Source organism: Methanobrevibacter sp., from assembly GCF_015062985.1.
In the GTDB taxonomy this organism is placed as follows: Archaea; Methanobacteriota; Methanobacteria; order Methanobacteriales; family Methanobacteriaceae; genus Methanocatella.
In genome coordinates this window covers 50,622-76,287 of record NZ_SUTI01000007.1, presented here as the reverse complement: position 1 = coordinate 76,287, position 25,666 = coordinate 50,622, and the positions used below count along the sequence as shown (strand labels likewise).

Below are 25,666 nucleotides of genomic sequence, written 5' to 3'. Positions count from 1 at the left end.
TAACTTTTATTTCACTTAAAAGTTATTTATTTTTTTTATTTGACAATTTTTAGTTTGAAAAAAATTTTCCGATACGGCCATATATTGGGGTTATATTTTATATTATGGGGGCATATTAATTGGGATTTAAATTTTCTGTTGTGATGGCAGCATATAATTCTGAAAATGACATTGCAGAAGCTTTAGATTCAATAATTAATCAGAGTCTTGATTTTAAGGATAATATTCAAATTATCGTAGTTAATGATGCAAGTAAAGATGGTACAAAGGACGTTGTACAGAAATACTGTGAAGAATATCCTCAAAATATTATTTTAATTAATAATGAGTCTAATAAAGGTGCAGCAGGCACCAGGAATGTTGGGTTATCCGAAGTTCAGGGGGAATATGTTAATTTCTTGGACAGTGATGACACCATCTCTAAAAATACTTTTGAAACTGTATATGACTTTTTAACAGAGCATGATGATGTAGATATTGTTTCCATTCCTATTTACTTTTTTGGAGATAAGCGAGGCGGACATGTCTTGAATTATAAATATGGGAAAACTCAAGTCGTTGATTTATTGGAAAACCCTGATTACATTCAACTTTCAGGAGCATCATCTTTTTTTAGAGCATCCAAAATTAAAGATCATAGATTTTCAACCGAATTGGAGGTTTCAGAAGACCCGTTATTCATCAATCAGCTGCTTTTAAAAAATCCGAAAATGGGTTTTATTAGGGAAGGCAGATATAATTATAGGAAAAACAATCAGCAAAGTTCTTTAATTTCCTCATCAATCTATAAAAAATCTTATTTCACTTCAAGAATAGACAATTACTTTTTAAAAATTATAAATGATGCATTGGAAGTTTGTGGTGAAGTTCCTAAATTTATTCAACATCTTGTGACATATGATTTATATTGGCTTGTCAACATTAGATCTGTCGGCGGTTTGTTGGATGAGGATGAACTTAAGGTATTATACAGTAAATTGGTCAAAATTTTATCATACGTTGATGATGATGTTATTTATAATATGCGATTCGGAGTTGATTTTCTTAAGGCGCATATGTTACTTATTAAACATTTCAAGGAAGATTACTTGAATTATGAATTTTCAAATTTCAGACTTGAAGGTCCGTTAAGGGATGAACTTTTGGATCATTTTGTTTTAAATCAAGCTCGTCTGGATATCTTCGAGTTTAAGAATAAAAATGAAATATATATTTCAGGAATTTATAAATCGTTGCTGCCTCAGGAATCCGACCTTTATGTTGTTTTGGATGACAAGGAATTGATTCCAGTTTCTGAAATAAGGTACCCTCAAAGGGATTCCTCTTCCCTTGATTATTCCTATGGTCATAATCATTGTTTTGAAGTCACAATTCCAGTTTCCAGTAAGATATCCTTCAGGACTAATGAAAAGGATTTGATTATGGGTTACAATCATCCTTCCAGAATTTCCCCATTTTCAAAATATATGCTATCTAAGGATTATATAGCAATGGACTGTGAAGACCATATTGAAGTTACCAATAAAACATTTTCCAAAGTTTTGAAAATTGAATTTAAAATTTTAAAAACAATGCTGAGTAGAAAAAGGAGAGGTTGGAGAACCGGTGTACTGTTAAGAGTATTATATTTTGTTTTATATCCGTTTTTCATTAATAAAAGAATCTGGCTATTTGGTGATTTACCAGGCAGGGCAGATGACAATGGATTCAAATTTTTCCAATATGCCTTGAATTTCGAGAAGGATGTAAAGAAGTATTTTGTTGTTAAGAAATCCTATGACAATTATTTCAGGCTTTCAAATTTTGAAAAATTGATGGTGTTGTTAGGTTGGGATAAGCCAAATTCAGAATATCTCAAAGTTAAAAAGGCTGGGCCAGTCATTCCATATGGTTCTCTTAAACATAGGTTTTATTCATTATATGCTGAACTGATTATTACTTCCCACCCGGACAATCCGATTATTTATCCGTTCTGGGGTAATTTCAGGCATTTGGCAGGTCTTGTAAGGTCAAAAACAGTTTTCCTGCAACATGGGGTAACCTTGCATGATGTTTCATTTTGGCTCAATAAATTTGATAAAAACTTGGCAATGTTAGGCACAGTTTCCCGAAAGGAATATGAATCCTTTTTACAATCCAATTATGGATATTCAGAAGATATCATTAAATTATGTGGATTCCCTAGATTTGATTATCTGGAAAAATTAGAGGATGAAAAGGAAATTGTAATCATGCCAACCTGGAGGCGTAAATACAATAGGGTTAGTGAAGATGAATTCGTAAAATCCGAATTATTTGAAAACTTCAATACTCTTTTGAATGATGAGGAATTAATTAGTTATTTGGATTCAAAAGGTTACAAATTGGTATTCAAGCCACATCCAAACTTAATGAAGTTCATTGATAGTTTTGATAGGCATCCTCTGGTTGAATTCAGTGATAAAACCTATGCAGATATTTTTAACCATTCTTCCTTATTGATTACCGATTTTTCATCTGTAGCATTTGACTTTGCTTATCTTAAAAAACCATTAATCTATTATCATTATGATATTGACGAGTTTCATTTTGATATTGATAAGGCATATTTCAAATATGACACTATGGGATTCGGTCCAATCGTTCAAACTCCGGATGATTTAAAGAACCATATCATCGATTTGGTTGATAATGACTGTCAAATGGAGGATTTATACAAATCCCGTGTTGATGATTTCTTTGAATACACTGATAAGAATAACTGTAAACGCGTTTTGGATGAAATCAAAAAGATTGATAATTACTATTAATTTAATCTTTTTATATCATGAAATTCTTATTTTTAAATATGATGTTAACAGATTTAATGCTTAAAAGAAGAAGCACTCGAAAGTTTAATGATGATCCTATCACTAAAGAAGAGCTTGAAAAAATATTGGAGGCTGCACTTCTTGCACCAACAAGCATGAACAGGAAGCCATGCAACTTTATGGTTGTTGAAAGAAAAGAAGTTTTAAAGGAATTGTCCGAGTGCAAAGACCATGGAGCAAATTTAATAGAAGGTGCCGATAAAGCTATTGTAGTTATTGCAGATACATTGATAGCTGATACCTGGATTGAAGATTCATCAATCGCATTGACTCATATGCATCTAATGGCAACGGAATTGGATATTGGCAGCTGTTGGGTTCAGGTTCATCTAAGAAATAAAGATGGTGAAGACTCAGAGGAGATTGTTAAAAATATCCTAAAAATCGATGATCACTATAGGATTGTGGGCATTTTGGCATTGGGCCATTCAGATGACATTCCGGAACCTCACACATTATCCGAATTGGATAAGTCAAAGATTCATTTTCTTGTTTAACCAATTTAACCCTTTAAAAGTGACAAAATCTTTAAATAGATTCCATTGTTAATTATAATTAAGGATACAAGGAGACTTTTAAGATGCATGTAAAAGATTTATTGGACGATTTAGGATTAAGACTCAAATTACCTCAACATTGGTATTCCACAGACATTAGTAATGATTTTGAAGAGCCACAATTAATTCAAAATGATGATATTGTCAAGATTCAGGCTGAGGGTGAAAAGAATATAAAAGTAATAGTTATTGATGTTAATGATGGTATGAGTGTTGTAACCAAATTCCCTGATGGAAAGGTTATAGGTGTAAAATACCTTGATAATAAGGACGATTTTGAATATATCGGTCATCCATCAGAGTTATATTTTTAATTTTAAAACGATAACTCCGCTTATAATACCAACCATCATCCCAACCAAAACATCACCAGGAAAATGCACTCCACAATAAACTCTTGAAAATGGGATTATTAAACTGAAAATTGCTAAAGCTACCACTAAGGGTTTGTTTTCCCGAAATTCATGGATTAAAACTGTTGCAATACTGAATATTGATGAAGTGTGGCCGGATGGAAATGAATTAGGTTCGCTCGGAACCACCAATTGTCGAACATTATTTAAAGTCACGAAAGGTCTTTCTTCAGCAATTGCTAATTTTAAACATAATGTAATTCCTCCTGATATTAATAGGGCAAATAAACACAATTTTGCTATTCTAAAGTATTTTTCATTTTTGTAATGTCGGGTTATGAGCAAACAGGCAATACAAATCAGAAGCAATCCTGCAAAACTTCCAAAATTAGTAAATATTGGCATTATAAAATCAAATATTGGATTTTGAAAATTGTGGTTAATTATGTAGAAAAGTTCGACGTTAAAATTCATAAATATCTATTGGATTTATGTATTTATATAATATTCTGATTACAAGTATACTTACAAAATATTTAAATATACTTAAAATATATCTTTATTCAACAAAATATTAGGAGGATTTTCTCATGGCTGATAAAAAAGCTCCCGCTGATGGTTGGCCTGTAATTAGTGGAGATTACATAGTAGGTGACCCTGAAAGTCCAGTAGCTGTTACAACTCTTGCTTCTCACATTGAAGCTGAATTAAGTGGTGCAGCAATTGCAGGGCCATGCAAAACAGAAAACTTAGGTATTGAAAAAGTTGTCGCAAATATCATTTCTAATCCAAATATCAGATTTTTAATTTTGGCAGGTGCTGAAGTGCAAGGCCATATTACTGGTCAAAGTATTCAAGCATTATATGATAATGGTGCAGATCCGGACAAGAAGAAAATTATCGGCGCTACAGGTGCTATTCCTTTCGTAGAAAATGTCCCTCTCGACGGTATTGAAAGGTTCCAACAACAATTGGAAATTGTTGATTTAATCGATACTGAAGATATTGGGGCCATTCAATCAAAAATCAACGAATGCGTAGAAAAAGATCCTGGTGCTTTAGAGGAAGACCCTATCGTCATGGAAGTTGATGAAGAAAACGAAAGAATGGTCATCGTTGACAAAAAAGATAAAAAAGATAAAAAAGAGGAAGCTGAAGAATAGTTTGGCTTTCTTATTTACCATTTTTTTTAATATCAAACCATACCACACCATACTATGCAAGTATTTTTGTAAGTTTCAGTGATAATTTTCGCTTCTGTTTTTTTGCTTTTTCTTATAAAATACAAAAAGTTTATATACTATGACGAATATATTGTTACTCACGCACAAAAATTATGTATTTTTCATAAAAATGCGTGCTAAAAAAGTTAAGTTTATATACTATGGTGTACAACTTATGATTACAAATTTGTATTTTTATTTCAAAAGTACATTATATTGGTAATTATATTTTGGAGAAGAAATGTTGAATGCAGTTCCCAAAAAGGGATTAAAAAAATAGAAGGTGATAATGTGAACAGTTATCCGACAAACTCCATCAACTGGAGCGAAAAAGTTAAAGATTTAGATGCAAACATCAGACGTGAAATTGGACTCGAAGATGATAATGAGGCTAAACATATTCTTATCAGAGTTCAAACCAAATCAGCCGAAGCCATTGAACCAGCATTCATAGTAGGGGAAGACGAAACATTCCTTGATTTATTTGTCCTATCTCCGCAGGGGCCGGGAATCACTTCCACAGCCGTCCTTAAAAATAACATTCAAAGTGTTGGTGTTATTGGTGGGGTTTCTGCTGAAAAGTTGGATCCATCTGAAGTTCCGGATGAGAAGCCAATGATTGATGAAGTAAGTGCATTGTACCAATAGGAGGAGCAATGTCCAGATATAGGTGTTATAAATCAACTAAGAAAAGGAATAATGTGTATTTTGAAAGGGAGAAGCTAATTAACAGGAAGATTAGAGAGTTTAAAAACAATTATTATAATCTTTCAAATCCTCCAATCGCATCTGAATACCACGAAATGGATGTGTTAAGGAGGGAGATTAAGCATTTACTTAGACTTCAAGAGTATCAAGTATGGCAAAGGTCATACAGACGCAAACATGCTTATTTCAGCCAACTCACCTTATTCAAATCAATTTATATGATGTGGAAAAGATTTACCTGCTTTGTTTACCTTGAAGAGTATCATCATGTTCCACACCATATAGCAATGTGGGCCAAATATATTGGCTCAACCTTGGTTCCGGGCAGGTGCTTCGGAACCTAATCTTTTATATTTTAATAAATAAAACTATTACTAGTGAGAAAAATGCAAAAAGTAAAACTGGGAGATATTGCAGAGGTATATTCCGGATTATCATATAGGCGTTACCTTGATGATAATGGAATCAAATGCAATGTCATTGTGCAGCGATCAATTAAAGCTGATGGACAATTATCTGATTTTGAAGAATTGAAACTTAGGGACAATATTAAGGACAGGTTTTTTTCAAAACCTGGCGATGTATTGATGAAACTGCCATATCCGTTTGATGTAGTTAAGGTCAATACACCGGGCCTAGTCATCAGCGACAGAATAGCAATTATAAGAATGAAAAAAGGGTATTTTGACCCAACATTCATTTCACACCTTTTAACCAATGCCCATGTAAAAAAACAGCTCCATGAAGCCGGAGGTACAGAAAGGCTTTCCCACGTCTCCATTAAGGAAATCAAGGAACTTGAACTTAATCTTCCAGACATTGAAACACAAATGAAATACGGGGAGCTATTAAACACCATTAATGAAAAGATTATCCAGGACCAAAAGGTTGTTGAATATGACAGGCGCCTCAAAGAGGGGATTTTAAACAAGATTTGGGGTGAGTGTGATGATTGAGAAATCACGATATTCAAATAACTATAACATATATAGAACCATCAAATCAAAATTAAGGCAATCTAAAATGCCTAGGGATTTATCTTATCTTTTAGTTTTAACTTTTCTTTATAAATATTGCTCTGACTCTCTAAAAGACCACTTTTTATTATCAATAAAAGATAAAGGGATTACATTAGATGAAGCCTTCAAAAATGACCGGATTGAAATGGAATTTGAAGACGATGCATTTCATATGTACGGGTATTATATTAAAAATCCGAAAGCATTTATTGATGAGGTAATAGAGAATACATTCGAAGACAAATGGTTTATACAAAGGATGTATGTCACTTTTAGAGATAATGTTTCTTTTGTCAAAGGTTCAAACTATGAGAAATACTTTGATTTCATCTTTAATTGCATTGAAAGCCAATGCAAGTTGGAGAGAATTGAATACGACCCAAAAATCAATTTTGTCATTAAGGATATCATATATTCAATTTCAAAATTGGATATTTACGAACAGGAATTCACATATGAGGATGTTTTTAATGGAATATGTAGTTTAAGACCTATTCTGGTTAACAGTGATCCTGATTATATGAATGAAATACTGGCAGAGATTGTATTTTCAACAAAATCCACACCAATGGATGTTTACACCCCATTTTTAAATGATGCTTCCTTATTAGTTAAGATGTTTTCAAAAACAAACTTCGGATATGGAAAATCCTTTGCTAAGGGATATGATCCAATAACATTCTGTTGTGCCATCGCCAAACTTTTCATTCATTACTTTAATTTGGATAATGTATTTTTGGAATTTGAAAATGCATTCGATTCAATAGACTTTTATGGAAATTCATTTGATGTTATAGTGTCAAACCTGCCGTCTTTTGGAGGATGGAGTTCCAAATCAATAAATACAAACAGAGAACATGAAATTTTAAAAATAAATAGGCGTCGCCAGCTTCAGAATATGTTAAGTGAACAATTCAACGTTAATGAAGACTCTTTTGCTGAAGATAATAAATTAAGCAGTGCTCTTGAAAGCATAATTGATGAAATTGATTTAAGTAATGCCAATAACTTCACCGGGGAATATGAATCGCTTAAGGATAATGAATATCTGTTTTTAATAAATTTGATTGATTCTCTCAAGGATGATGGGGTAATGGTCGTATCTATCGCTCAAAGTTTTCTATTTAAAAACTCTCTTGAAACATTGCGCAAATACTTGACTTATGAAAATAACTATATTGACTGCGTTATAAGTATTCCTGGAGATTCCCGAAGGTATATGAGGCCGGAGATAATCTGCGTATTTAAGAAGAACAGACTTTCGGAAGACGTTCTCTTCATTGATTTGGCTAAAGAAGACATCATTAAAAAAGTTCCTCTCTCAAGAATAACTAGTGCTAGAAAATACAGTCAATTAAATGATGAAATAATTAAAAGACTCATTGATACTTATACAAAAAGGAAAGTCATTGACAAATACTCAAATGTTGCAAGCATTTCAGAAATTGAAGCAAATGGATTTAACCTATCAGTTTCAAGATATGTTGATACTTTTGAAGGTGAGTTTATACAGTTAAATGACTTGGCCAATGAAAAGGAAGAAATCACATCCAAGATTAAGGAACTCAACAAAAAAATAGATGAAATGATGGAAGATTTGGATATTAAGTTTTAGCAATCTATATTCCCATATCCATATTTTTATTTTTTTCATACTAGTTCATTTTAACAAAAGCATCGCCTGATAAAATGAAGTAGTTGTTATGTAGAATAGTTTTTAATGGGGTTAATTTTCAAGTAAATCTATTGATGATGGGTCTGGTATTTTTTCTAAAAAAATAAGGGGATAGTAGAATTATAATCTACTAACTTTTATTAAAGATTCAACAGGAATTCCTTCAATTTCAGAGAGTCCTGCCTTATCGATGAGTACAACAACACAAAGAGGTTCTCCACCTAAGTCTTTTACTGTATGGATAACTTCTTTTGCGGTTTTTCCACTGGTAATGACGTCATCAACGATAACAACTTTTTTACCTTCCACGCTTCCGAAGTTGGTACTGATGGTTCCTTCATCATCAGTTTCATCATTATCTTTTCTGTGTTTGTTTGGGTGGAAGATGGCTAAAGAAGTATCGGTACCGGTCATGTCTTCCATGAAATCAGCCATTACGGTTGCAAATGGAACTCCACTAACTGCAATACCGACAACACTATCAGCATCCCCATGTGATAATGCCATATCGCTTAATGCTCCTGAAACGTAACTTAAACGGGTGGAATTTCCTCCAATGCTTTTCCAATTAATAGCAAAGTCAACTGGTGCATCAATCTTTTCTTCGGTAGTTTTTTGGAGTATCAACCATCTTGCGGTATCCATACTTACGTTAAGTTCATCAGCAATTTCACCGGTAGTGAATCCATGTTGTCTTAATTCTTGTGCTTTTGCAATTAATTTTTGTTTCACATTATCACCTTAATCATAATTCTTCAAAGCTAATTGGTTTGTGTTCTTTTGATGATCTATTTGCAGCAATAACCATTTTAAGAGCTTTGAGTCCATCTTCACCAGTAATTTCTGGTTCAATATTATTAACCACTGCATTTAAGAAGGATTTTAATTCACCTTTAAGAGGTTCTTCGTGTTTGATTTGGATATCTTGAGCAAATTTCCCATAAACTTCAATACTTTGTTTGATGTAATCTACAGATATTATTCCTGCAGTACCTGTAAGTTCCAATTCTCTTCTTTTATATGGAGTTAACCAGTTCACTTCAATAATTCCAGTGGATTCATTGTCGAAACTGACCATTATTTCCGCATGGTCTTCAAACTCGCTGTCATCAAAACTGGAATTCATGGTTCCATAAACCTGTGTCACTTCTTCTTCAAATAAATAATTCATAATGTCTAAATCATGTATAGCTAAATCTATTGAAACACCTACATCCTTAATTCTAGGTGGAAGAGGCCCTACTCTTTTTGCAAATGCGGAAACTATATCTCCAATAACTCCATCATCAATAAGCTCTTTAGCTTTTTGAACAGCAGGATTAAATCTTTCAACATGTCCTGTTGCAAGAAGAACATTTGCTTCTTTAGCGGCTGCAATCATTTCTTCGGCTTCAGATAATGTGAATGCTATAGGTTTTTCTACTAAAACATGTTTTCCATGTTTTATTGCTTCCATTACGACTGAATGGTGGAATGTAGTCGGTACACATACACTCACAGCTTCTATTTCAGGATTTTCAAGTAATTCACTATATTCAGTAAAACCGGTAGCACCGTATTTTTTCTCGATTTTTTTAAGTGCCCTTTCGCTCACATCACTTACAGCAACTAAATTTGCTTCTTCCATTTTGTGGTAGACACGAACATGGTTTTCACCCATTGCACCTACCCCAATAACTCCTACGTTAACAGTTTTCAATTAAATTCCTCCGTTTAAACATAATCTTGGAAAAGCTCGCCGATACGTCTGCCAAGTTCAACCGCATCTCTAATTGAACCTTTCTCAGTTTGCTTTTTAAGGATTTCTCCTTCTTTAGTTAATAATATTGAGTAAATATTAAATTCTTTGTCTTTCATTTGAGCTATAGCACCAATTGGCCATTGGCAACCAACACCAAGCTCCTCAAGAACTTTTTTTTCTGCAAGAACTTCTTGCATGGATATGTAATCATTTAATTTTTTGATAACCTCTTTTTTATCAGAGTCTTTTCGTGTAATGATAGCTAAAGCTCCTTGTCCTGCAGGGGGTGTAATGTAATCCAGAGGGAATACATTTTTTATGTACTTTGTAAGACCTAACCTTTTAAGGCCGGCTTCTGCCATTATGGTAGCATCCAAATCACTATCTAAGGCTTTTTGGATTCTAGTTTCAATGTTTCCTCTGATAGGTTTCAAATCAAATTCTTTTTCATAAAGATTACAGAATGCTTCTCGTCTAAGGCTGCTTGTACCTAATTTAGACCCAGGTCCAAGTTCATCCCAAGATTTTGAAGATATAAGTACTTCATGTGGAGATTCACGCTTCGGAACAGCAACTATTTCCAAATCCTCATCGAGTTCGGTTGGCAGATCCTTAAAACTGTGAACAGTAAAATCAACTTCCTCTTCTAAAAGGGCAATATCCAATTCTTTGGTAAATAACCCTTTTGAATCCATATTGTATAATTGAGAAGTAGTAATTTTATCGCCTTTAGTTTTAATTATTTCAACGTCAATAGTTTTGCCGGTTATTTTGCTCAAATCAGAACATACTTGATTTGTTTGGGCTAAAGCTAATTGACTTCCACGTGTTCCAACAATCATGCATTATCTCCAATTTTTAAAATTTGTCAATAAGTTTTCACTTATAACTTTTGTTACATTGTTAATTTTTGGAATTAATATTTATTAAATGTTTCAATTTTTTTAAGGACTCATCTTTGTGAAATTTTCCTGTAGTCCGAACGGTATATAAAAAGAAGGTTTCTGTTATTGCTTATCGCAATATCGTATACGTCATTATAATCTTTGATTACATTAACTTTTTTGGCCATTTTTTTTGAAATGGAACATCCCACATCTCCGGTCAGAATGATTTCGCAGGATATACCATCCAGATACTTGCTAACTTGCGTTTCATCAATTTCTTCGCAGGTTATTCCATAGTCTCCTCCCACAGCTATGTAGTAATCATCTAAATTGCTGATCATTTCAATGGATTCTTTTATGGCCTTTGTGTTGATTCCGGGGTTGATTTCTTCAATGATTATGGAGTTTTCAATTACTTTCTTATTTGTCCTTCCTGGAATGCCCTTGTATCTGTTTATACCATTGATAATTGAATCTGTGTCAATCTCCAGGCACAATGCGGTTAAAATCACTCCTAAAACATTGCTGACATTATGTTTTCCGGGAGCAAATGCCTTTAAACTCATTTGCCCATTAATGACATTGCCGTTTATGGTCTTAACGTCATGATATGTCATATCCATTCTTGTTTCATCTAAGGTGTATTCCGCATGGTTCAAATAAAGATTCGCAGTATTGTCATTCAAGGAGAATGTGTTCACCTTATCATGTTTCACATCGCGGTAGTAATTGTCATATGCTTCCTTTTCGCACACGACAGTATCGCATCTAAACACCTGTTTTTTAGCTTTTGATGCGGAACTTCTGCCTTTAGCTATCGGATAGTCTTCTGCAATATTCAATAGAACGCCAACATCTCCAATGCCGCTCACCCCCAATGATGATTCGAATATTGCTGAGTTGTATTTCCTCAGGTTTTCGCTTTTTACTTTTCCCTCTGCAATCTGGCATATCGGGTTGGCGATTTTATATGCAAGGTCAACAGTTTCTTTAATGTTTGCAGGAGCTATTGAGATGTCGCGCTTTAAGATGTATTTTTTGTCATTTTCATAAAGCAATGCGCCAAGGCTTGAAAGAATTAGGGGATTTTTATCTAGCAGGATTTCCTTAAGCATAAAGACTGAAGATGTTTTTCCTTTAACTCCTGTAATTTCAACTTTCAGTATGTCATCTCCCCAGTCGCAGAGCAGTTCCCCAATTATTTCATGATGGGTTTTGAAAGTATAATTCAGGTCGGGGTTGTATGATTCAATCTCCTCAAAGGTCAGGGGCATATGAATGGGATAGATAATGTTCATATCTCCCTTAAAATATGATAAATTTTCTAATTCGATTAATTGGACATCGTATATTTCCAGCATCTGGGCATCAATCGAATTCAGTGTTTTGTAAATGTCATAAGCAAGAACATTTTTTCCCTTTTTTGCCAGGCTTATGGCAATCTTAACTCCGCCATGGGTTAAATCGATTACGAGGTTATTCATTTTTACACCTAGGAGATGTATCCAGTCCCCCTTCGTTCAGTTTATCTTTAACTTTTTCATAGAAGTATTTGGTTGATGTCCTGATGAAATAAGCACTTTTATCTGCTTTTTTGAATTTTATTTCTTCTCCATAGTCTGCTTCTTCATTTATTTGCCCATCCATTACGAAAACAGCACTTTTACCTTTTTTAAGTAGCTTGACAGTTATTTCACTATTGTCTGACACTACAAAAGGTCTTGCTCCAAGTTTGTAAGGACAAATTGGGATAATTACAAATCCTGCAACTTTCGGATCAACAATTGGTCCTCCCGCAGACATTGCATAAGCTGTAGAACCGCTTGGTGTGGAAATAATTAATCCGTCTGCTCTCACTTCTTCAATAATTTCTCCGTCTACCAGTATTTCAAAATGAAGCATTTTTGCAGGCTTGTCAGTCATTACAACCACTTCATTCATTGCAGTGAAGTTATGGTTGTCGTGTGAAACGACAAGTCTTGTTCTTTTTTCTTTGTAATAATCTCCTTTTAATATGGAATTTAGGGCTTCAAATGTATGTGAAACTTCAATTTCAGTTAAAAATCCGACCGTTCCCATATTGATTCCGAATATTGGAATTTCAGGGTTCATTTTTGCTTGTGCTCTGAGAAGTGTCCCGTCTCCTCCCAGTATTAATGCCATATCGCATTCAAAGTCAAAGAGGTTTTCGGCAAGTTGACCATATTCGATATTCAAGTTAAGGTCATCAAGCATTTCTCCAATTTCGGGATGTTCTTCCCTGATATTTTGGACGATATTGTCTAAATCTGGGTTTTCCTTCAATTTGGTTAATTCCTGAGCCAAACGCTTTTCAATTACCACTTCACGACCGTTGGTTAAGAGATAATCAATTATTTTTGCTGAAAAAAGTATAGGTCTTGTCTGATCGATTCTTGAAATGATTCCTACTTTGCCTATAAAATCAGTCTGGTTGTCATTCAGAATATCAATCATCTGCTTATGCATTATTTTATTGTTTGCTGCAACGACAACAGCCTTTTCGTAAATACTTAATGTATTATCAAGTTTTTGACCGTATTTGTTGGTGATGATGCCTCCCGCTTCTTCAAGGATTAGTTTGGATGCAGCAATATCGATTATTCTACTTCCCCTCAAATCCAGAAACGCATCATATTTTCCACTTGCGACATATGATAATTCCAATACTACGCTTCCAAGAACTCTCATACGGCGTGCATTATCAACCAGTTTGGAAGCTTGGCTTGTTCCACTTTTTGTAAATCCTCCAAGTGTCATCTTACTGATATTGACGTTCTCACTTGGTTTCACTTCTTCATTATTCAACCAGCATCCTTTTCCCTTTTCAGCTTCAAAGAAGTTACCGTTTGCAAAGTTACTGATGAATCCAAGTTCCACATCATTTAAGGTTGCAAGTCTTCCTTGTGTAACGTTTGCCACAGCTATTGAGATGCCGTAGGCAGGGATTTCCTTTATTGCGTTGTTTGTTCCATCGATAGGATCGACTAAAAATATGAATTTTGGGATTTCCTCTTCTTTCAAATCTTTCCTTCTAAGTTCCTGGGTAAGTTTGATGCTTCTTTTTGTGCCTTTCCCAAGTTTCAATTCGCCGATTTCTTCACTAACTATATATGAAAGAACAGGTGCATTTTTTAAAATGTTAATCAGTTTGTCTTCGGCTATTATATCAATTAAAGATGTTGGTGTGCCGTCCGCTCCTATTTTTATCTTTTCACCGGATTCCGGTTTGCCCACATAGGGTCTGATTGCTCTTGACACTTCTCGGATAATTTCATAAGCCAGGTCTGTAGCTATTTGTTTGTCTTTTGCATCCATTTTTATCACTCGATAATTTCATTGTTTAAATAGATAACTGATGCAACAACTGATGCAATTTCTTTAACAGTAGTTGTTGAGGATTTTATAATCAAATCTTTTATTTCAACTTTGCGTTTATCCATCATATATTCAACCATCATTTTCGCTTCATCAATCAGGTCATCGGGGTTTTTATCAATGCCCTTTGTTTCTACAACACAACCTAATTCTTCACCAATAGCAACTGCTATGACAGCAGTAATATTGTCTCCAGGATTATCTGAAGTAATTTCTGATAAAACACAATTTACCATGGCTCCAGCTTTTAGTTTAGGCAATTCACTGATTTTGGCATTGCCTGCAAGCATGCTGGATACTTTTATTAGGTTTACATCTCCAATTCCAGCATCTGATAGAGCATTATCGAATGCATTTAATTTGGTTGGTCCTTCACTTTTTCCGGATACAATAGCTATTTTCATTTTATCACTGGTTTTTAGATTTGTATTTTATATATTAAAAAGATATTTAAATGATAAAAATGTAAATTATTTTAGGTGTCCCTAATGATTTTAAACAAATCCCTTTCGATAATATTATCAGCATGCTTTTTTATGCTATTGATGCTTGTGGCATCTTCAATAATAGCAGTATTCTTTAAAGGGAGAGCTGTTCCGTTTATAGGACTATTTTTTGTCGTAGTTTTCTATTTTTTATCACGTGCTTTTTATAATTATTTAAGAAACGATGAGCTTTATAAGAATAACCGCAAAAGAACCAGCGACATGCCTGATGAAAAATACATTGTTAAAGGGCAGAAGGATGCTAAAAAGATATTTATCATAGTATGGGTCATTGTTATCTTAATATTGGCGGCTATTTCTTTGTGGCTGTATTCAATCAATAATGGATTAGTATAGTCATCTTCAAATTAATTTTTTTTAATCTTATAATTATTCATTACAATTTCTTTTTTAAACGAATACTTTATATAAAATGGAAAAGATAATTTATATTAATCTAATAATAATCCTTTATTATCAGATTAAAAACCGGTTTTTATTTAATGGAGGAAAAATTAATGTCAACAAAAGTTGTAGAAATTAAAACATTAAAAGTTGGAAAATATATTGTTTTAGGAGGAGAAGCTTGTAAAATAGTTAGCTATTCTACTTCATCTCCAGGTAAACACGGAGCTGCAAAAGCTAGAATCGAAGCTATCGGTGTATTCGATGGTCAAAAAAGAAGTCTTGTAAAACCTGTAGACAGTAAAGTGGACACTCCAATCATCGATAAAAGATTAGGACAAGTTATTTCTATCCAAGGCGACACTGTTCAATTAATGGACATGGAAAATTATGATACTATTGACTTACCAATGCCTGAAGAATTAAAAGATTCTATCGTAGAAGGTATTGAAGTAGAATACATTGTCGCTTTAGGAAATATGAAAATAATGAGAACTAGAGGATCTAACTAGAGATTCTATTTCTCTTATATTTTCCTTTAAGATTAATTATGCTATTAAATACATATGAACCATGGAAATTTGCATTCTCAGGGGAAATTGAGGATTTAAAAGAAAATTCATTTGGAATTATCGGAGTTCCATTTGACAGTACTACTTCTTATCATTCCGGTGCACGTTTAGGACCAATTGTTGTAAGGGAAGCATCATTTGGTTTTGAAAAATATAATTCTGTTTTTAATAAAGACTTAACAACTGATTTTTATGATTTTGGCGATGTTAATGTAGTTCCTGGAAACTGCGAGTCAACTTGTCAGATTGTAGAGGATACAGTCAATGAACTGATTGATTTGAATATTAAGCCGATTATCATAGGTGGGGAGCATTCCGCATCAATTGGTGCCATTAAGGCATTATATGAAAAACATGAAAAATTAACAGTTATTCATTTGGACGCTCATAGAGATTTGGCGTTCAGTTTCATTGGCGAGAAATATTCCCATGCCACAGTCATGAGAAGAGTCCATGAGATGGGAGTAAATCTGGTCCAGATTGGCATTCGTTCATCATCTCAGGATGAAGAGGAATTCGTGAAATCAACTTATAATATTCAAACATTCAGAAACAAGGATGTTCACAGGCATATGGATGCAATAGAATATTATCTGATAAATATTGATGGTCCGATTTACATTTCAGTTGATATGGATGTTGTGGATCCGGCGTTCGCTCCAAATGTAGGCAACCCTACTCCTGGAGGTTTATTTGTCTCTGAAATAGAAACAATACTCGAATCATTAGTTCGTAAAAATGTAGTCGGTTTTGACGTTGTCGAGACTGCCAGCAACAAGCTTGGAGACAGTACAGCCATTGTCGCCGCTAAAATAATCTATGACTTTTTAACATTGGTCGAATAGATTGCTTTTTCATTTCGAATTTTTTTTGAATTTGAATTTTTATAGTTAAATTTAATACTACTTTTTTTTATAAATAATACTATCAGAAGGTATATGTTTTTCTGATGAGGTGTTATATGTTGGAAAATTTTTTCAAATTTAAGGAAAATGGAACTGATTTTAAAACAGAAATTCTTGCAGGTATCACAACATTTCTCGCTATGGCTTACATTTTAGGTGTAAACCCTGTAATCTTGGCTGATGGTGGTATGCCTGCTACCGGAGTATTTTTTGCTACCGCGATTGCTTCCGGTGTGGCTAGTATAATTATGGGGCTAGTTGCTAAATACCCAGTTGGATTAGCTCCAGGTATGGGACTTAATGCATTATTTACATATACAATCATTTTAGGAATGGGAAACACTTGGGAAACTGCGCTTGCAGCAGTATTCATTTCAAGCATTATCTTTTTAATCATTACCATTTCTGGTTTAAGGGAAGCTATTTTAAATGCTATTCCTCTTGATTTAAAACTTGGTATTGGTGCTGCAATTGGATTTTTCTTAGCATTCCTTGGTCTTAAAGGTGCAGGAATCATTGTCGCTGATCCTTCTACTTTTGTTACTATGGGATCACTCTTGTCTGCTCCAGCACTTCTTGCATTAATTGGTATTATTATTACTTTAGTTTTATTTGTAAAAAAAGTACCAGCTGCTGTATTTATCGGATTAGTTGTAACTGCTATTATTGGTGTAATATTCACTGCATTAGGATATGGTGCAGGTGACATGTTAATGCCATCCATTCCAGCACAATTCATTTCAGCTAATTTTGATGTATCATTATTTGCAGGATTTACCAAAGGATTTGGACAGTTATTCTCAAACATTCCAAACTTGATAATGATGTTGTTCTCACTTGTATTCGTAACATTCTTCGATACAACTGGAACTTTAATGGCATTAGGTAGACAATGTGGATTTATCGATGAAGAAGGTCAGGCTGTCGGAATTGAAAATGCATTCTTAGCTGATGCTGTTGGGGGTATTGTTGGTGCAGCATTCGGTACAAGTACCGTTACAGCATATGTAGAAAGTGCAACCGGTATTGGTCTCGGTGGTAAAACTGGTTTAACAGCTGTTGTCACCGGTATTTTATTTATCCTTTCAATATTCTTTGCTCCATTGGTATTAGCATTATTCACTTCTCCTGTTACTTGTGCAGCACTTGTAATTGTAGGTGTCTTAATGATTGGACAATTAAAAGATGTTGAATGGGATAACTTAATTGTTGCAGCTTCTGTATTCATTACCATTGTCATGATGATTTTAACCTACTCCATTTCACTAGGTATTGCTTGGGGATTCGTTATTTACGCAGTTGCAAGCTTAGCCAGTGGAAAAGCAAAAGAGCTAGGTTGGGGTATCTGGTTAATGGTTATTGTATTTATAATATACCTGTTCTTCGGACTTTAAACTCACTTTTGTGAGTTTAAATTTTTTCTTTTTTTTTAAAAATTAGTCTTTATAATCTTTTTCTACTTTATCCAAGTAGTATTTGCCTTTATCGGTAATGCTGTAAAATCTGTATCGTTTATCGTTTTCGTTAAGGCATTCTACTAGCTCCGCTTCCTTCAATGTCTTTAGATATTTTGACACGTGATTGCTGTTGTCATCAATATCTTTGCTTATTTTTGATGGAATTTTATCTTCGTTTTCCAATGATTTCAGAACCTTGATTCTTTTTTTGGAACGTGCCAGTAGGGATATGATGCTCATATCATCTTTTTTGTTCATGATTTTTAATTTTTATTTTAGCTATTTAATAGATATCTATATGATATTAGCATGCTAATAGCAATGTTTATATTATGTGTGTAACATATTTATCATTACAAATTATGGAGGTTTTCTATGAATAGAAAAATTTTAGCTTTGTTAATAGTGTTAATAGCTGCAATATCAGTGGCTACTGTTTGTGCAGCTGATTTGACAACTGAAAAAGATTTCAATGGTTTATTTAAAATGAATAGTACTAATAACAGTACTTTTTATCCAAAAGCTGACGATATGGGTTTTGGACTATTTTTATCTAATAGGTCTTGGGTGGATAATGAAAGTATCATAGTATGTTATTATGAAGATGGTATGGATAAGCTAGTTCCTAAATTAAAAAGCAACACCTTATTTATTGAAAATCCAAAAGTTGAAGGAAATTTAACAATCTTTGAGGATACTACTTCACCAGAAAATGCACAATATGCTGCAAAGTATTTTGTTGGTGTCTCTTCTCCGAAAAATACAACAGTCTTTGTTGGTTGCAATGATTTAAATCTTGCTAAGGAATATGCAAACACTATTTCATTTGATTAAGCAATTTATTGCTTTTCATTTTTTTTTTAAAAAAGGTGGAATTAATGAATAAGAAATTAATGTTCTGTTTGTTTGTATTTTTGGCAGTAATTTTTTCTTTATCTAGTGTTAATGCTTTTTGGCCATTTGATAGTGGAACTGATGTGACCGTTAATGGGGTCAGTTTTCACCTGCCAGATGGATTTGATGAAGTTGAACAGGAACATGCAGACAGTGTTAGCTATAATGAAGTATTTTCATACAAAAATAATGAAAACCATCAATATATTGAGATAGCTGTCATGGATTATGATGGGGATGCTAATTCGTTATATTCTTCATTAATTAAAAAAGGTTATCAAAAAGAAGTAATTGATGGAAAAGAAGGTTATGGAAAGGTTTTTTCCGGTGGTCCTAGATATGCATATTGTTATTTGGATAATAATAAATATGTTGTATTGGATATTCCATATGTTTATGCTGATGAAGGAATGCAGCATGATGAATTGCTTGCAGAAATAATAAAATGATGGTGGAGATTATGTCAGAAGATATTGTAAATGATTTTGAATTCAAACCGGTAATAATTGGGACAATCATATCTGTAATTCTTATTTTAATTTTTCCAATGGGCATATTACATTTATTTTGGGTGATGATCGGTTCAGCAGTTTCAGGTTTTCTCACTGTTAATTCAACAAAATATGCTTTAGTTTATGGAGCCATAATAGGAATTATCTCAAGTTTTTTCATGTTAACCGTATTTACCATACCAATTTATGTCATATTAGGCGTTTTTGGTGGATTTGTAGGTAAAGTAATTCAATCAAATTTTGTAAAATAATTTAATCTTTTCTTTTTTTCTTTTTTTTAACATAACAATATCATTAAATATCATTCAAAACATAGTTATAATATTAATTAATATATGGAGCATATTGTTATGAATAAAAGAATTATTGAGCTTTCGGGCCATATTATTGACTCGTTGACATTAACCAAAACAATGGGCATAATCATGGACAAAGGTGGAGAATTTGATATTTTGGAAATTGACGTTGGACGTAAGAAATCAGACATTAGTCATGCGAAAATTGAAGTTTCCGCGGATTCTCCCGAATTGTTAGAGTCTATTTTAGATGAATTATCTGTTCTTGGTGCGTCAATTGATGAGATTAAAGAAGTAAAACTTGTTGCATCAACAAAGGATAAGGTTGCTCCTGAAGGCTTTTATTCATCATCCAATCATACCACTCATATTTTCTATGATGGGGATTGGATTCCTGTTGAAGAAATTGAAATGGACTGTTTGGTCGTTGTCGATGAAGCGAAAAGGAGAGCTTTTGTCAAACCGATTGCTGATGTAAAAGCAGGCGATAAGATTGTTGTCGGTCTTGAAGGTGTTAAGGTTACACCACCTCACAGATCAAGGGATGAACAGCAGGTATTTGAGTTCATGAACAGCGAAGTATCCTCTGAAAAGCCTTTAATGAATTTGATTAATGGCATTGCTAGTGAAATGAAGGAAATCAAAGCAAAAGGAGGAAAAATCGGAATTGTTGGTGGACCAGCTATTGTTCACACTGGATCTGGAAAATATCTTGCTTCTTTGATAAAAGACGGATATATTGATGTTATTATGGCCGGTAATGCTTTAGCTACTCATGATATTGAATCAAACTTGTTCGGCACATCTTTAGGTATTGAAGTTGAAACAGGTAAGATTGTAGCTCATGGTCACACTCACCATATGAGGGCAATCAACAGAATCAATCAATCAGGATCAATCAAAAATGCCGTTGAAGACGGTACTTTGACAGGCGGAATCATGTATGAGTGTATCAAAAATGATGTTCCATATGTTCTCGCAGGTTCCATCCGTGATGACGGGCCTCTTCCTGATGTTATAACGGATGTAATTGAGGCACAAAAGTTGATGAGACACTATGCTCAGGAAGTTGACATGGTAATTATGATTGCAACAATGCTCCATTCAATTGCAACTGGTAATCTCCTGCCTTCAAGAGTTAAAAGCATTTGTGTTGATATAAACCCATCCACTGTTACTAAATTGTCTGACAGGGGAAGTGCACAGGTAGTTGGTATCGTTACAGATATCGGAACATTTTTACCACTTCTTTACAATGCTTTAAATGAGGAATAAAAATGAGTTTTACAGCTTATATTTATGATGTTGTCTCCAATACAATTCGTCCTGTTAGGATTACAATTGAAAATGGAATTTTTACGGAAGTCGCTCCAATCACAGTCAATGAGGAAACACTTGTGGATGTTAAGGGGTTAATTATTCCCGGATTTATTGACTCACATATTCATATTGAAAGCAGTATGATTACTCCTGCACAATTTGCTAAAATTGCTGTTCGCCACGGTACTACTTCTGTGGTTTGTGACCCTCATGAAATAGCTAATGTTTTAGGAATTGAGGGTATTGAAGCAATGATTAAAAATGCCAGCCAAGTTCCATTTAATTTTTATTTCACCGCACCGTCATGTGTGCCGGCCACTTCATTTGAAACTTCCGGTGCTGTTATTGATTCATCCGATATTGAATATCTGCTTAAAAAAGATGAAATTGTTGCATTGGGGGAAATGATGAATTTCCCTGGTGTTATAAATGGCGATGAGGAAGTCATCAGAAAATTGGAATTGGCAAAAAAATATGGAAAGCCGATCGATGGTCATGCGCCTCTGCTTTCTCGTGAAGATTTGGATAAATACCTTGCTCATGGTATAAGTACGGACCATGAATGCAGCAATATTATAGAAGCTTTTGAAAAAAAGATTAAAGGCATGAAAATTATGGTTCGTGACGGTTCATCTGCTATGGATATGGAAGGTCTTTTCAATATAGATGAAGGCAAGTCACTCATAAAAAATCCTGAAATGCTAGGTGCTCTATATACGGATGTATTTGAAAGAAAAATATATTCTCCAATGTTTGATTTTATAGTTAGTGATGATAAGCATCCAAATGATTTGATTAAGGGGCATTTGAATTTATCCATTAAAAAGGCAGTTTCTTTAGGAATTGATATCTTAAAAGCTATTGACATGGTGACAATTAATCCAGCATACCATTATAAGTTGAATTGCGGAATTATAATGGAAGGTACGCAGGCGGATTTCGTAATTGTTGACAGCATATATGACTGCAATGTCTTAAAGACATATGTTGCTGGCGAATGTGTTTTCGATGGTGAAAATGTCTTATTTGATGTTCCGGAAATTGAACCTTCCAATTCAATCAACGCTTCTAAAAAAACACCTGAGGATTTTGATATACATTATGATAGTGATGAATGTGAAGTTAATGTAATCGAATGTTTCGATGGGGATTTATTAACTAAAAAAGCCACTGCAAAATTATATGTTAAAGATGGTATTGTCCAGCCCGACATTTTTCAGGATGTTTTAAAAATATCCGTGGTGGAGCGTTATGGTGGCAATACTGTTTCCAATGCTTTTATTAAAGGTTTTGGTCTTAAAAAGGGAGCTATTGCTTCATCTGTTGCTCATGACTCTCATAATATTATAGCGGTGGGTTATAATTCTGAAATGATGGCACAAGCCGTCAATAAGGTCATTGAGGATGGTGGAGGTATTGCCGTTGTGAGTGAGGACTTCTCCGATTCATTGCCGCTTCCGATTGCAGGGCTTATGAGTAATGAAGACGCATATGATGTTGCCAATAAGTTGGGTATTTTACATCATATGGCTAAGGCTTTAGGATGTGAACTGCAATCCCCATTCATGACTATGGCATTCATGGCTCTTTTAGTAATTCCATCTTTAAAAATTTCTGATAGGGGGCTATTTGACGGAGATTCATTTGATTTTATTGATGTTATTAAAAATTAAGGTTCGTAACCTTTTTTTATTAACTCTTTTTTTATTGCTTCCATTGCTTGCATGTCCTGTTTGTAACCGATTTTTTTTACAACGCGATTCGCTTCCCTGAATCTGTTAAGATACAATTCTTTTTGCTTTTCATCCACAAGGTCAAAACGGGTAAAATTGGATAACGTTTCAATGACATAGCCAAATCCTCTATTCATCGCTTTTGTAGGTTTATTGATTACAATTTCGGTAACTCTTGACTTGATGACAATTGCTTCTTCTTTCTTTCGGATGGGGTCACTTTGTTTTACGGCTTCCTTTAAACTAATTACTTCACATTTAAAATAGGCTTCAGCATCCTTCAGGGAATTATTTTCATTGAAGCACTCCGGAGGCAAATTTCCAAGGGTTGATTTGGTGAATAGTTCAGGATCATGTGTGATGTTTGCAATAAACTCTCTTTGCAGAATGATGTTGTCCAAAGTATGACTGCCCTTGAAAATGCGGTTTATTATAATATCCTTTCCGGAACACAATACCCCTATAGGGGCGGCATTTTTTAAATTTTCGTTGTTAACTGTCGTGATTATTGTTTCGTATTGTCTTCCTTTTTCCATTCCGATTGAAGCTAAATCTATTTCCATATTATCATTTTTAAGATTTTCTAATTGAAAAACATTTTTATATATTTAAATATATACTATTAATATTATTACATTGATTTTAGGAGTTTAAGCCATGAAATATAAAATGTATGATGAAATGATGGAGCAACCGGAGTCACTTAGAATGACTTTCGAAGCAGAATTCGCTGCACTGGAAAAAGTTTCAAATTTAGTTTTGGAAGCTGATAAAGTCTATTTAATAGGTTGCGGCAGTTCTATTTCAACTTGCTATAGTGTACGTGATGCAATTAGGATGTCAAGTACCAATATTGACATAGAAGTTTATACAGGATATGAATTCTACTACAATAAAAGATTGGTTGAAGATGAAAATTCTATTGCGATATTCACTTCCCAGTCCGGTGAGACTGCAGATACATTGGCATCACTTAGAAGGGCCAATGAGTTTGGCATTCATACTGTGGCTATTTCAAATGAACCTGAAAGTTCTATGATTAAAGAAGCTAAAACTCCAATTATAACAAGATGTGGAACTGAAACAGCAATTTTAGGCACTAAGACTTACATCACTCAGTTGGCATGTCTTTATCAGATTTTATTCAAGGCAAGCGATTACGAGTATAAAACAGAATTGCTGGCACAACTTTCCGAGATGCCAAAAATGTTGGAAAAGTTACTGCTTCTAACTGAAGCGGAAAGTAAGGAACTTGCTTTAGAGTTTAAAGATGAAAATATTTTTTATTGTCTTGGTAGCGGTCCTAACTTTGGTTTGGCTTATAAATTGGCCATGACCATGCTTATGGAAGGGGCAGTTAAACATGCTTGCCCGGAATATTCTGCCGAATTTAGGCATGGACTAATCGAAAGGGCTGAAAAGGATGTTCCAATCATCATTCTAAAATCAGAGTTTCCATCTGATGAAATCACAGATAAGGCTATTGAATTTTCCAAAAATTTAGAGTTGAAATCAATAATTTATAATTTGGAGGATTATGCATCTGTGGATAAATTATTATCGCCGTTTATCTTTGTAATTCCACTTGAATGGTTTGTATATTATTTAGCACACTTTAATGGCGAAGATCCTGGTGCTACAAGACACATAGGAAAAGTCAGATATTAATTTTTTTTTTTAAAAATAAAAAAGAGATGAAATGTAGAATTTATTCTACATTTACTTTAGTTTTTGGTATAATCATTTTTGGAATGGTTATAATAACAATTCCATTTGAGAATTTTGCGCTGATGTTTTCAAGATCGATGCTGTTTTCGAATCTTACAGTTTTAACGCAAGTTCCGTTTTTGATAGCGGATACAATGAGTTCAGCTTCTTCATCTTCTTCAAACTCTTCGATGTAAGGTTTGAAATTAGTTTCGATAGTGATGTCATTGTCACCTGCTTCGATTAAAACATCTTCTTTGGAAACACCTGGCACAGCAGCTTTGATGTAGTAAAAGTCTTTGGTTTCCACTAAATCAATGTCAATGGACTGTACTGTTGATTTTTTGTAATCAGAATATTTTTGATCTGCACTTTTTTGCATATTTTTAATGCTTTCTCTGAATTCATCAATACTTTTGTATAAATCAGTCAATACATTGTCTGCAATAGTTTTTCCTTTTTCTCTAGTTTCGTCGAATTTTTCTTTATATTCGTCTTTTTTATCATCGAAGTTTACTTCTTCGTCATTATTTTCTTCAAAGGTTTCTTCTTTTTCTGTAAATTCAGTGTCAATAGTTTCAGAGTCTACCATAGTTTTCACACTCCTTATTGATGAATTTTTATTTTCAAGTATTAGTTACTTTTTGTTAGTATATAAAGTTTTCTATTAAATTTACTAAAAGTTATTAAAAAATATTATATTTAATCTCTGGTTTTTCATATGTATGATGCTTTATTCTTTCTGAATTCCCAAATTCTTTTATCAATGTTCCAAATACTTGTTTTTAAATCTTTAAAATCAGATTACATTTTTTTTAATCAATTTATTTTTATTGATTGGGCGGGGGTATAATTTATGTTTTTAATGTTTTTTTTTTTAAGATTAAAATTTCTTTATTTGGAGGTGAGTACTATTTTTTTGAATATAGTTTGGGTAACTATATGCTCTTTTTAATATTAACTTTATTTGAA

The 25,666-nt window shown here is 33.6% G+C and carries 28 protein-coding genes; 18 read left to right on the top strand and 10 right to left on the bottom strand.

What is annotated here, in order from left to right; genetic code table 11:
- The first annotated feature begins 119 nt into the window (after nucleotides 1–119).
- The 3 genes from E7Z77_RS04750 to E7Z77_RS04740 all read left to right on the top strand — a co-directional run bounded on the left by E7Z77_RS04750 (nucleotide 120) and on the right by E7Z77_RS04740 (nucleotide 3,720).
- The gene (locus E7Z77_RS04750) at nucleotides 120–2,789 is read left to right on the top strand and encodes a CDP-glycerol glycerophosphotransferase family protein (protein WP_292750807.1); all 2,670 of its coding nucleotides are present in this window, start codon (nucleotides 120–122) and stop codon (nucleotides 2,787–2,789) included.
- 38 nt (nucleotides 2,790–2,827) lie between these two features.
- On the top strand, nucleotides 2,828–3,346 hold the full coding sequence (locus E7Z77_RS04745; RefSeq protein WP_292750806.1) for a nitroreductase family protein: 519 nt from the start codon (nucleotides 2,828–2,830) through the stop codon (nucleotides 3,344–3,346).
- A gap of 83 nt (nucleotides 3,347–3,429) precedes the next feature.
- Nucleotides 3,430–3,720: a hypothetical protein gene (locus tag E7Z77_RS04740; RefSeq protein ID WP_292750805.1), complete on the top strand. Its 291-nt coding sequence runs from the start codon at nucleotides 3,430–3,432 to the stop codon at nucleotides 3,718–3,720.
- Here the strand turns inward: E7Z77_RS04740 and E7Z77_RS04735 are convergent.
- On the bottom strand, nucleotides 3,709–4,164 hold the full coding sequence (locus tag E7Z77_RS04735; protein WP_292750804.1) for a phosphatase PAP2 family protein: 456 nt from the start codon (nucleotides 4,162–4,164) through the stop codon (nucleotides 3,709–3,711). The two genes, E7Z77_RS04740 and E7Z77_RS04735, sit on opposite strands and share 12 nt — an antisense overlap.
- 185 nt (nucleotides 4,165–4,349) lie before the next feature.
- Between E7Z77_RS04735 and mtrA the strand changes: the two genes are divergently transcribed.
- The 5 genes from mtrA (at nucleotide 4,350) to E7Z77_RS04710 (ending at nucleotide 8,324) form a co-directional block, all read left to right on the top strand.
- Entirely contained in the window at nucleotides 4,350–4,922 is a 573-nt protein-coding gene (gene mtrA / locus E7Z77_RS04730) for a tetrahydromethanopterin S-methyltransferase subunit A (protein WP_292750803.1), read from the top strand.
- Between the two features lie 351 nt (nucleotides 4,923–5,273).
- The gene (locus tag E7Z77_RS04725; RefSeq protein ID WP_292750802.1) at nucleotides 5,274–5,630 is read left to right on the top strand and encodes a hypothetical protein; all 357 of its coding nucleotides are present in this window, start codon (nucleotides 5,274–5,276) and stop codon (nucleotides 5,628–5,630) included.
- An 8-nt stretch (nucleotides 5,631–5,638) separates the two neighbouring features.
- Nucleotides 5,639–6,034: a hypothetical protein gene (locus E7Z77_RS04720; RefSeq protein WP_292750801.1), complete on the top strand. Its 396-nt coding sequence runs from the start codon at nucleotides 5,639–5,641 to the stop codon at nucleotides 6,032–6,034.
- 42 nt (nucleotides 6,035–6,076) lie between these two features.
- Nucleotides 6,077–6,646 carry a restriction endonuclease subunit S gene (locus E7Z77_RS04715; RefSeq protein WP_292750800.1) on the top strand — a complete coding sequence of 190 codons (570 nt, stop codon included), beginning with the start codon at nucleotides 6,077–6,079 and terminating at the stop codon, nucleotides 6,644–6,646.
- Nucleotides 6,639–8,324, top strand: a complete 1,686-nt coding sequence (locus E7Z77_RS04710; RefSeq protein WP_292750799.1) for an N-6 DNA methylase — start codon at nucleotides 6,639–6,641, stop codon at nucleotides 8,322–8,324. Before E7Z77_RS04715 ends, E7Z77_RS04710 begins: the two co-directional genes overlap by 8 nt.
- A gap of 180 nt (nucleotides 8,325–8,504) precedes the next feature.
- Here E7Z77_RS04710 and E7Z77_RS04705 read toward each other — a convergent pair whose 3' ends face one another.
- The 6 genes from E7Z77_RS04705 to E7Z77_RS04680 all read right to left on the bottom strand — a co-directional run bounded on the left by E7Z77_RS04705 (nucleotide 8,505) and on the right by E7Z77_RS04680 (nucleotide 14,812).
- Nucleotides 8,505–9,116 carry an orotate phosphoribosyltransferase-like protein gene (locus tag E7Z77_RS04705; RefSeq protein ID WP_292750798.1) on the bottom strand — a complete coding sequence of 204 codons (612 nt, stop codon included), beginning with the start codon at nucleotides 9,114–9,116 and terminating at the stop codon, nucleotides 8,505–8,507.
- 13 nt (nucleotides 9,117–9,129) lie between these two features.
- The gene (locus tag E7Z77_RS04700) at nucleotides 9,130–10,083 is read right to left on the bottom strand and encodes a Gfo/Idh/MocA family oxidoreductase (RefSeq protein ID WP_292750797.1); all 954 of its coding nucleotides are present in this window, start codon (nucleotides 10,081–10,083) and stop codon (nucleotides 9,130–9,132) included.
- Nucleotides 10,084–10,097: 14 nt separating this feature from the next.
- Nucleotides 10,098–10,967, bottom strand: coding sequence for a hydroxymethylbilane synthase (gene hemC / locus E7Z77_RS04695; protein ID WP_292750796.1), 870 nt, complete (start codon nucleotides 10,965–10,967; stop codon nucleotides 10,098–10,100).
- A gap of 110 nt (nucleotides 10,968–11,077) precedes the next feature.
- A complete protein-coding gene (gene cfbE, locus E7Z77_RS04690) occupies nucleotides 11,078–12,496 on the bottom strand; it encodes a coenzyme F430 synthase (RefSeq protein ID WP_292750795.1) in 1,419 nt (472 codons plus the stop codon).
- A complete protein-coding gene (locus E7Z77_RS04685; RefSeq protein ID WP_292750794.1) occupies nucleotides 12,489–14,348 on the bottom strand; it encodes a bifunctional NADP phosphatase/NAD kinase in 1,860 nt (619 codons plus the stop codon). The genes cfbE and E7Z77_RS04685 overlap by 8 nt, the downstream gene beginning before the upstream one ends.
- Before the next feature lie 5 nt (nucleotides 14,349–14,353).
- Nucleotides 14,354–14,812 (bottom strand): arginine decarboxylase, pyruvoyl-dependent, encoded by a 459-nt coding sequence (locus tag E7Z77_RS04680; RefSeq protein ID WP_292750793.1) that lies wholly within the window; start codon nucleotides 14,810–14,812, stop codon nucleotides 14,354–14,356.
- An 84-nt stretch (nucleotides 14,813–14,896) separates the two neighbouring features.
- Here E7Z77_RS04680 and E7Z77_RS04675 point away from each other — a divergent pair, with 84 nt between their 5' ends.
- From E7Z77_RS04675 to E7Z77_RS04660, 4 genes are all read left to right on the top strand, one after another.
- Nucleotides 14,897–15,250 (top strand): hypothetical protein, encoded by a 354-nt coding sequence (locus tag E7Z77_RS04675; RefSeq protein WP_292750792.1) that lies wholly within the window; start codon nucleotides 14,897–14,899, stop codon nucleotides 15,248–15,250.
- Nucleotides 15,251–15,411: 161 nt separating this feature from the next.
- Nucleotides 15,412–15,810: a translation initiation factor IF-5A gene (locus E7Z77_RS04670; protein WP_292750791.1), complete on the top strand. Its 399-nt coding sequence runs from the start codon at nucleotides 15,412–15,414 to the stop codon at nucleotides 15,808–15,810.
- 38 nt (nucleotides 15,811–15,848) lie between these two features.
- The gene (speB, locus tag E7Z77_RS04665; RefSeq protein ID WP_292750790.1) at nucleotides 15,849–16,715 is read left to right on the top strand and encodes an agmatinase; all 867 of its coding nucleotides are present in this window, start codon (nucleotides 15,849–15,851) and stop codon (nucleotides 16,713–16,715) included.
- 116 nt (nucleotides 16,716–16,831) lie between these two features.
- Complete coding sequence (locus E7Z77_RS04660; protein ID WP_292750789.1) at nucleotides 16,832–18,169, top strand: NCS2 family permease; 1,338 nt, start codon at nucleotides 16,832–16,834, stop codon at nucleotides 18,167–18,169.
- A gap of 42 nt (nucleotides 18,170–18,211) precedes the next feature.
- Here E7Z77_RS04660 and E7Z77_RS04655 read toward each other — a convergent pair whose 3' ends face one another.
- On the bottom strand, nucleotides 18,212–18,490 hold the full coding sequence (locus E7Z77_RS04655) for a winged helix-turn-helix domain-containing protein (RefSeq protein WP_292750787.1): 279 nt from the start codon (nucleotides 18,488–18,490) through the stop codon (nucleotides 18,212–18,214).
- 138 nt (nucleotides 18,491–18,628) lie between these two features.
- Between E7Z77_RS04655 and E7Z77_RS04650 the strand changes: the two genes are divergently transcribed.
- From E7Z77_RS04650 to ade, 5 genes are all read left to right on the top strand, one after another.
- Complete coding sequence (locus E7Z77_RS04650; RefSeq protein WP_292750785.1) at nucleotides 18,629–19,066, top strand: hypothetical protein; 438 nt, start codon at nucleotides 18,629–18,631, stop codon at nucleotides 19,064–19,066.
- 44 nt (nucleotides 19,067–19,110) lie between these two features.
- Nucleotides 19,111–19,575, top strand: a complete 465-nt coding sequence (locus E7Z77_RS04645) for a hypothetical protein (RefSeq protein WP_292750783.1) — start codon at nucleotides 19,111–19,113, stop codon at nucleotides 19,573–19,575.
- A gap of 11 nt (nucleotides 19,576–19,586) precedes the next feature.
- A complete protein-coding gene (locus tag E7Z77_RS04640; RefSeq protein WP_292750782.1) occupies nucleotides 19,587–19,889 on the top strand; it encodes a DUF5518 domain-containing protein in 303 nt (100 codons plus the stop codon).
- A gap of 99 nt (nucleotides 19,890–19,988) precedes the next feature.
- Nucleotides 19,989–21,209: a TIGR00300 family protein gene (locus E7Z77_RS04635; RefSeq protein WP_292750780.1), complete on the top strand. Its 1,221-nt coding sequence runs from the start codon at nucleotides 19,989–19,991 to the stop codon at nucleotides 21,207–21,209.
- Between the two features lie 2 nt (nucleotides 21,210–21,211).
- Entirely contained in the window at nucleotides 21,212–22,927 is a 1,716-nt protein-coding gene (gene ade, locus E7Z77_RS04630; RefSeq protein ID WP_292750778.1) for an adenine deaminase, read from the top strand.
- Here ade and E7Z77_RS04625 read toward each other — a convergent pair.
- Nucleotides 22,924–23,550: a DUF447 domain-containing protein gene (locus E7Z77_RS04625; RefSeq protein ID WP_292750776.1), complete on the bottom strand. Its 627-nt coding sequence runs from the start codon at nucleotides 23,548–23,550 to the stop codon at nucleotides 22,924–22,926. The genes ade and E7Z77_RS04625 overlap by 4 nt on opposite strands.
- Nucleotides 23,551–23,644: 94 nt before the next feature.
- Between E7Z77_RS04625 and E7Z77_RS04620 the strand changes: the two genes are divergently transcribed.
- Nucleotides 23,645–24,655, top strand: coding sequence for an SIS domain-containing protein (locus E7Z77_RS04620; RefSeq protein WP_292750774.1), 1,011 nt, complete (start codon nucleotides 23,645–23,647; stop codon nucleotides 24,653–24,655).
- Nucleotides 24,656–24,695: 40 nt separating this feature from the next.
- Here E7Z77_RS04620 and E7Z77_RS04615 read toward each other — a convergent pair whose 3' ends face one another.
- The gene (locus E7Z77_RS04615) at nucleotides 24,696–25,286 is read right to left on the bottom strand and encodes an Hsp20/alpha crystallin family protein (protein ID WP_292750772.1); all 591 of its coding nucleotides are present in this window, start codon (nucleotides 25,284–25,286) and stop codon (nucleotides 24,696–24,698) included.
- Nucleotides 25,287–25,666 lie beyond the last annotated feature (380 nt).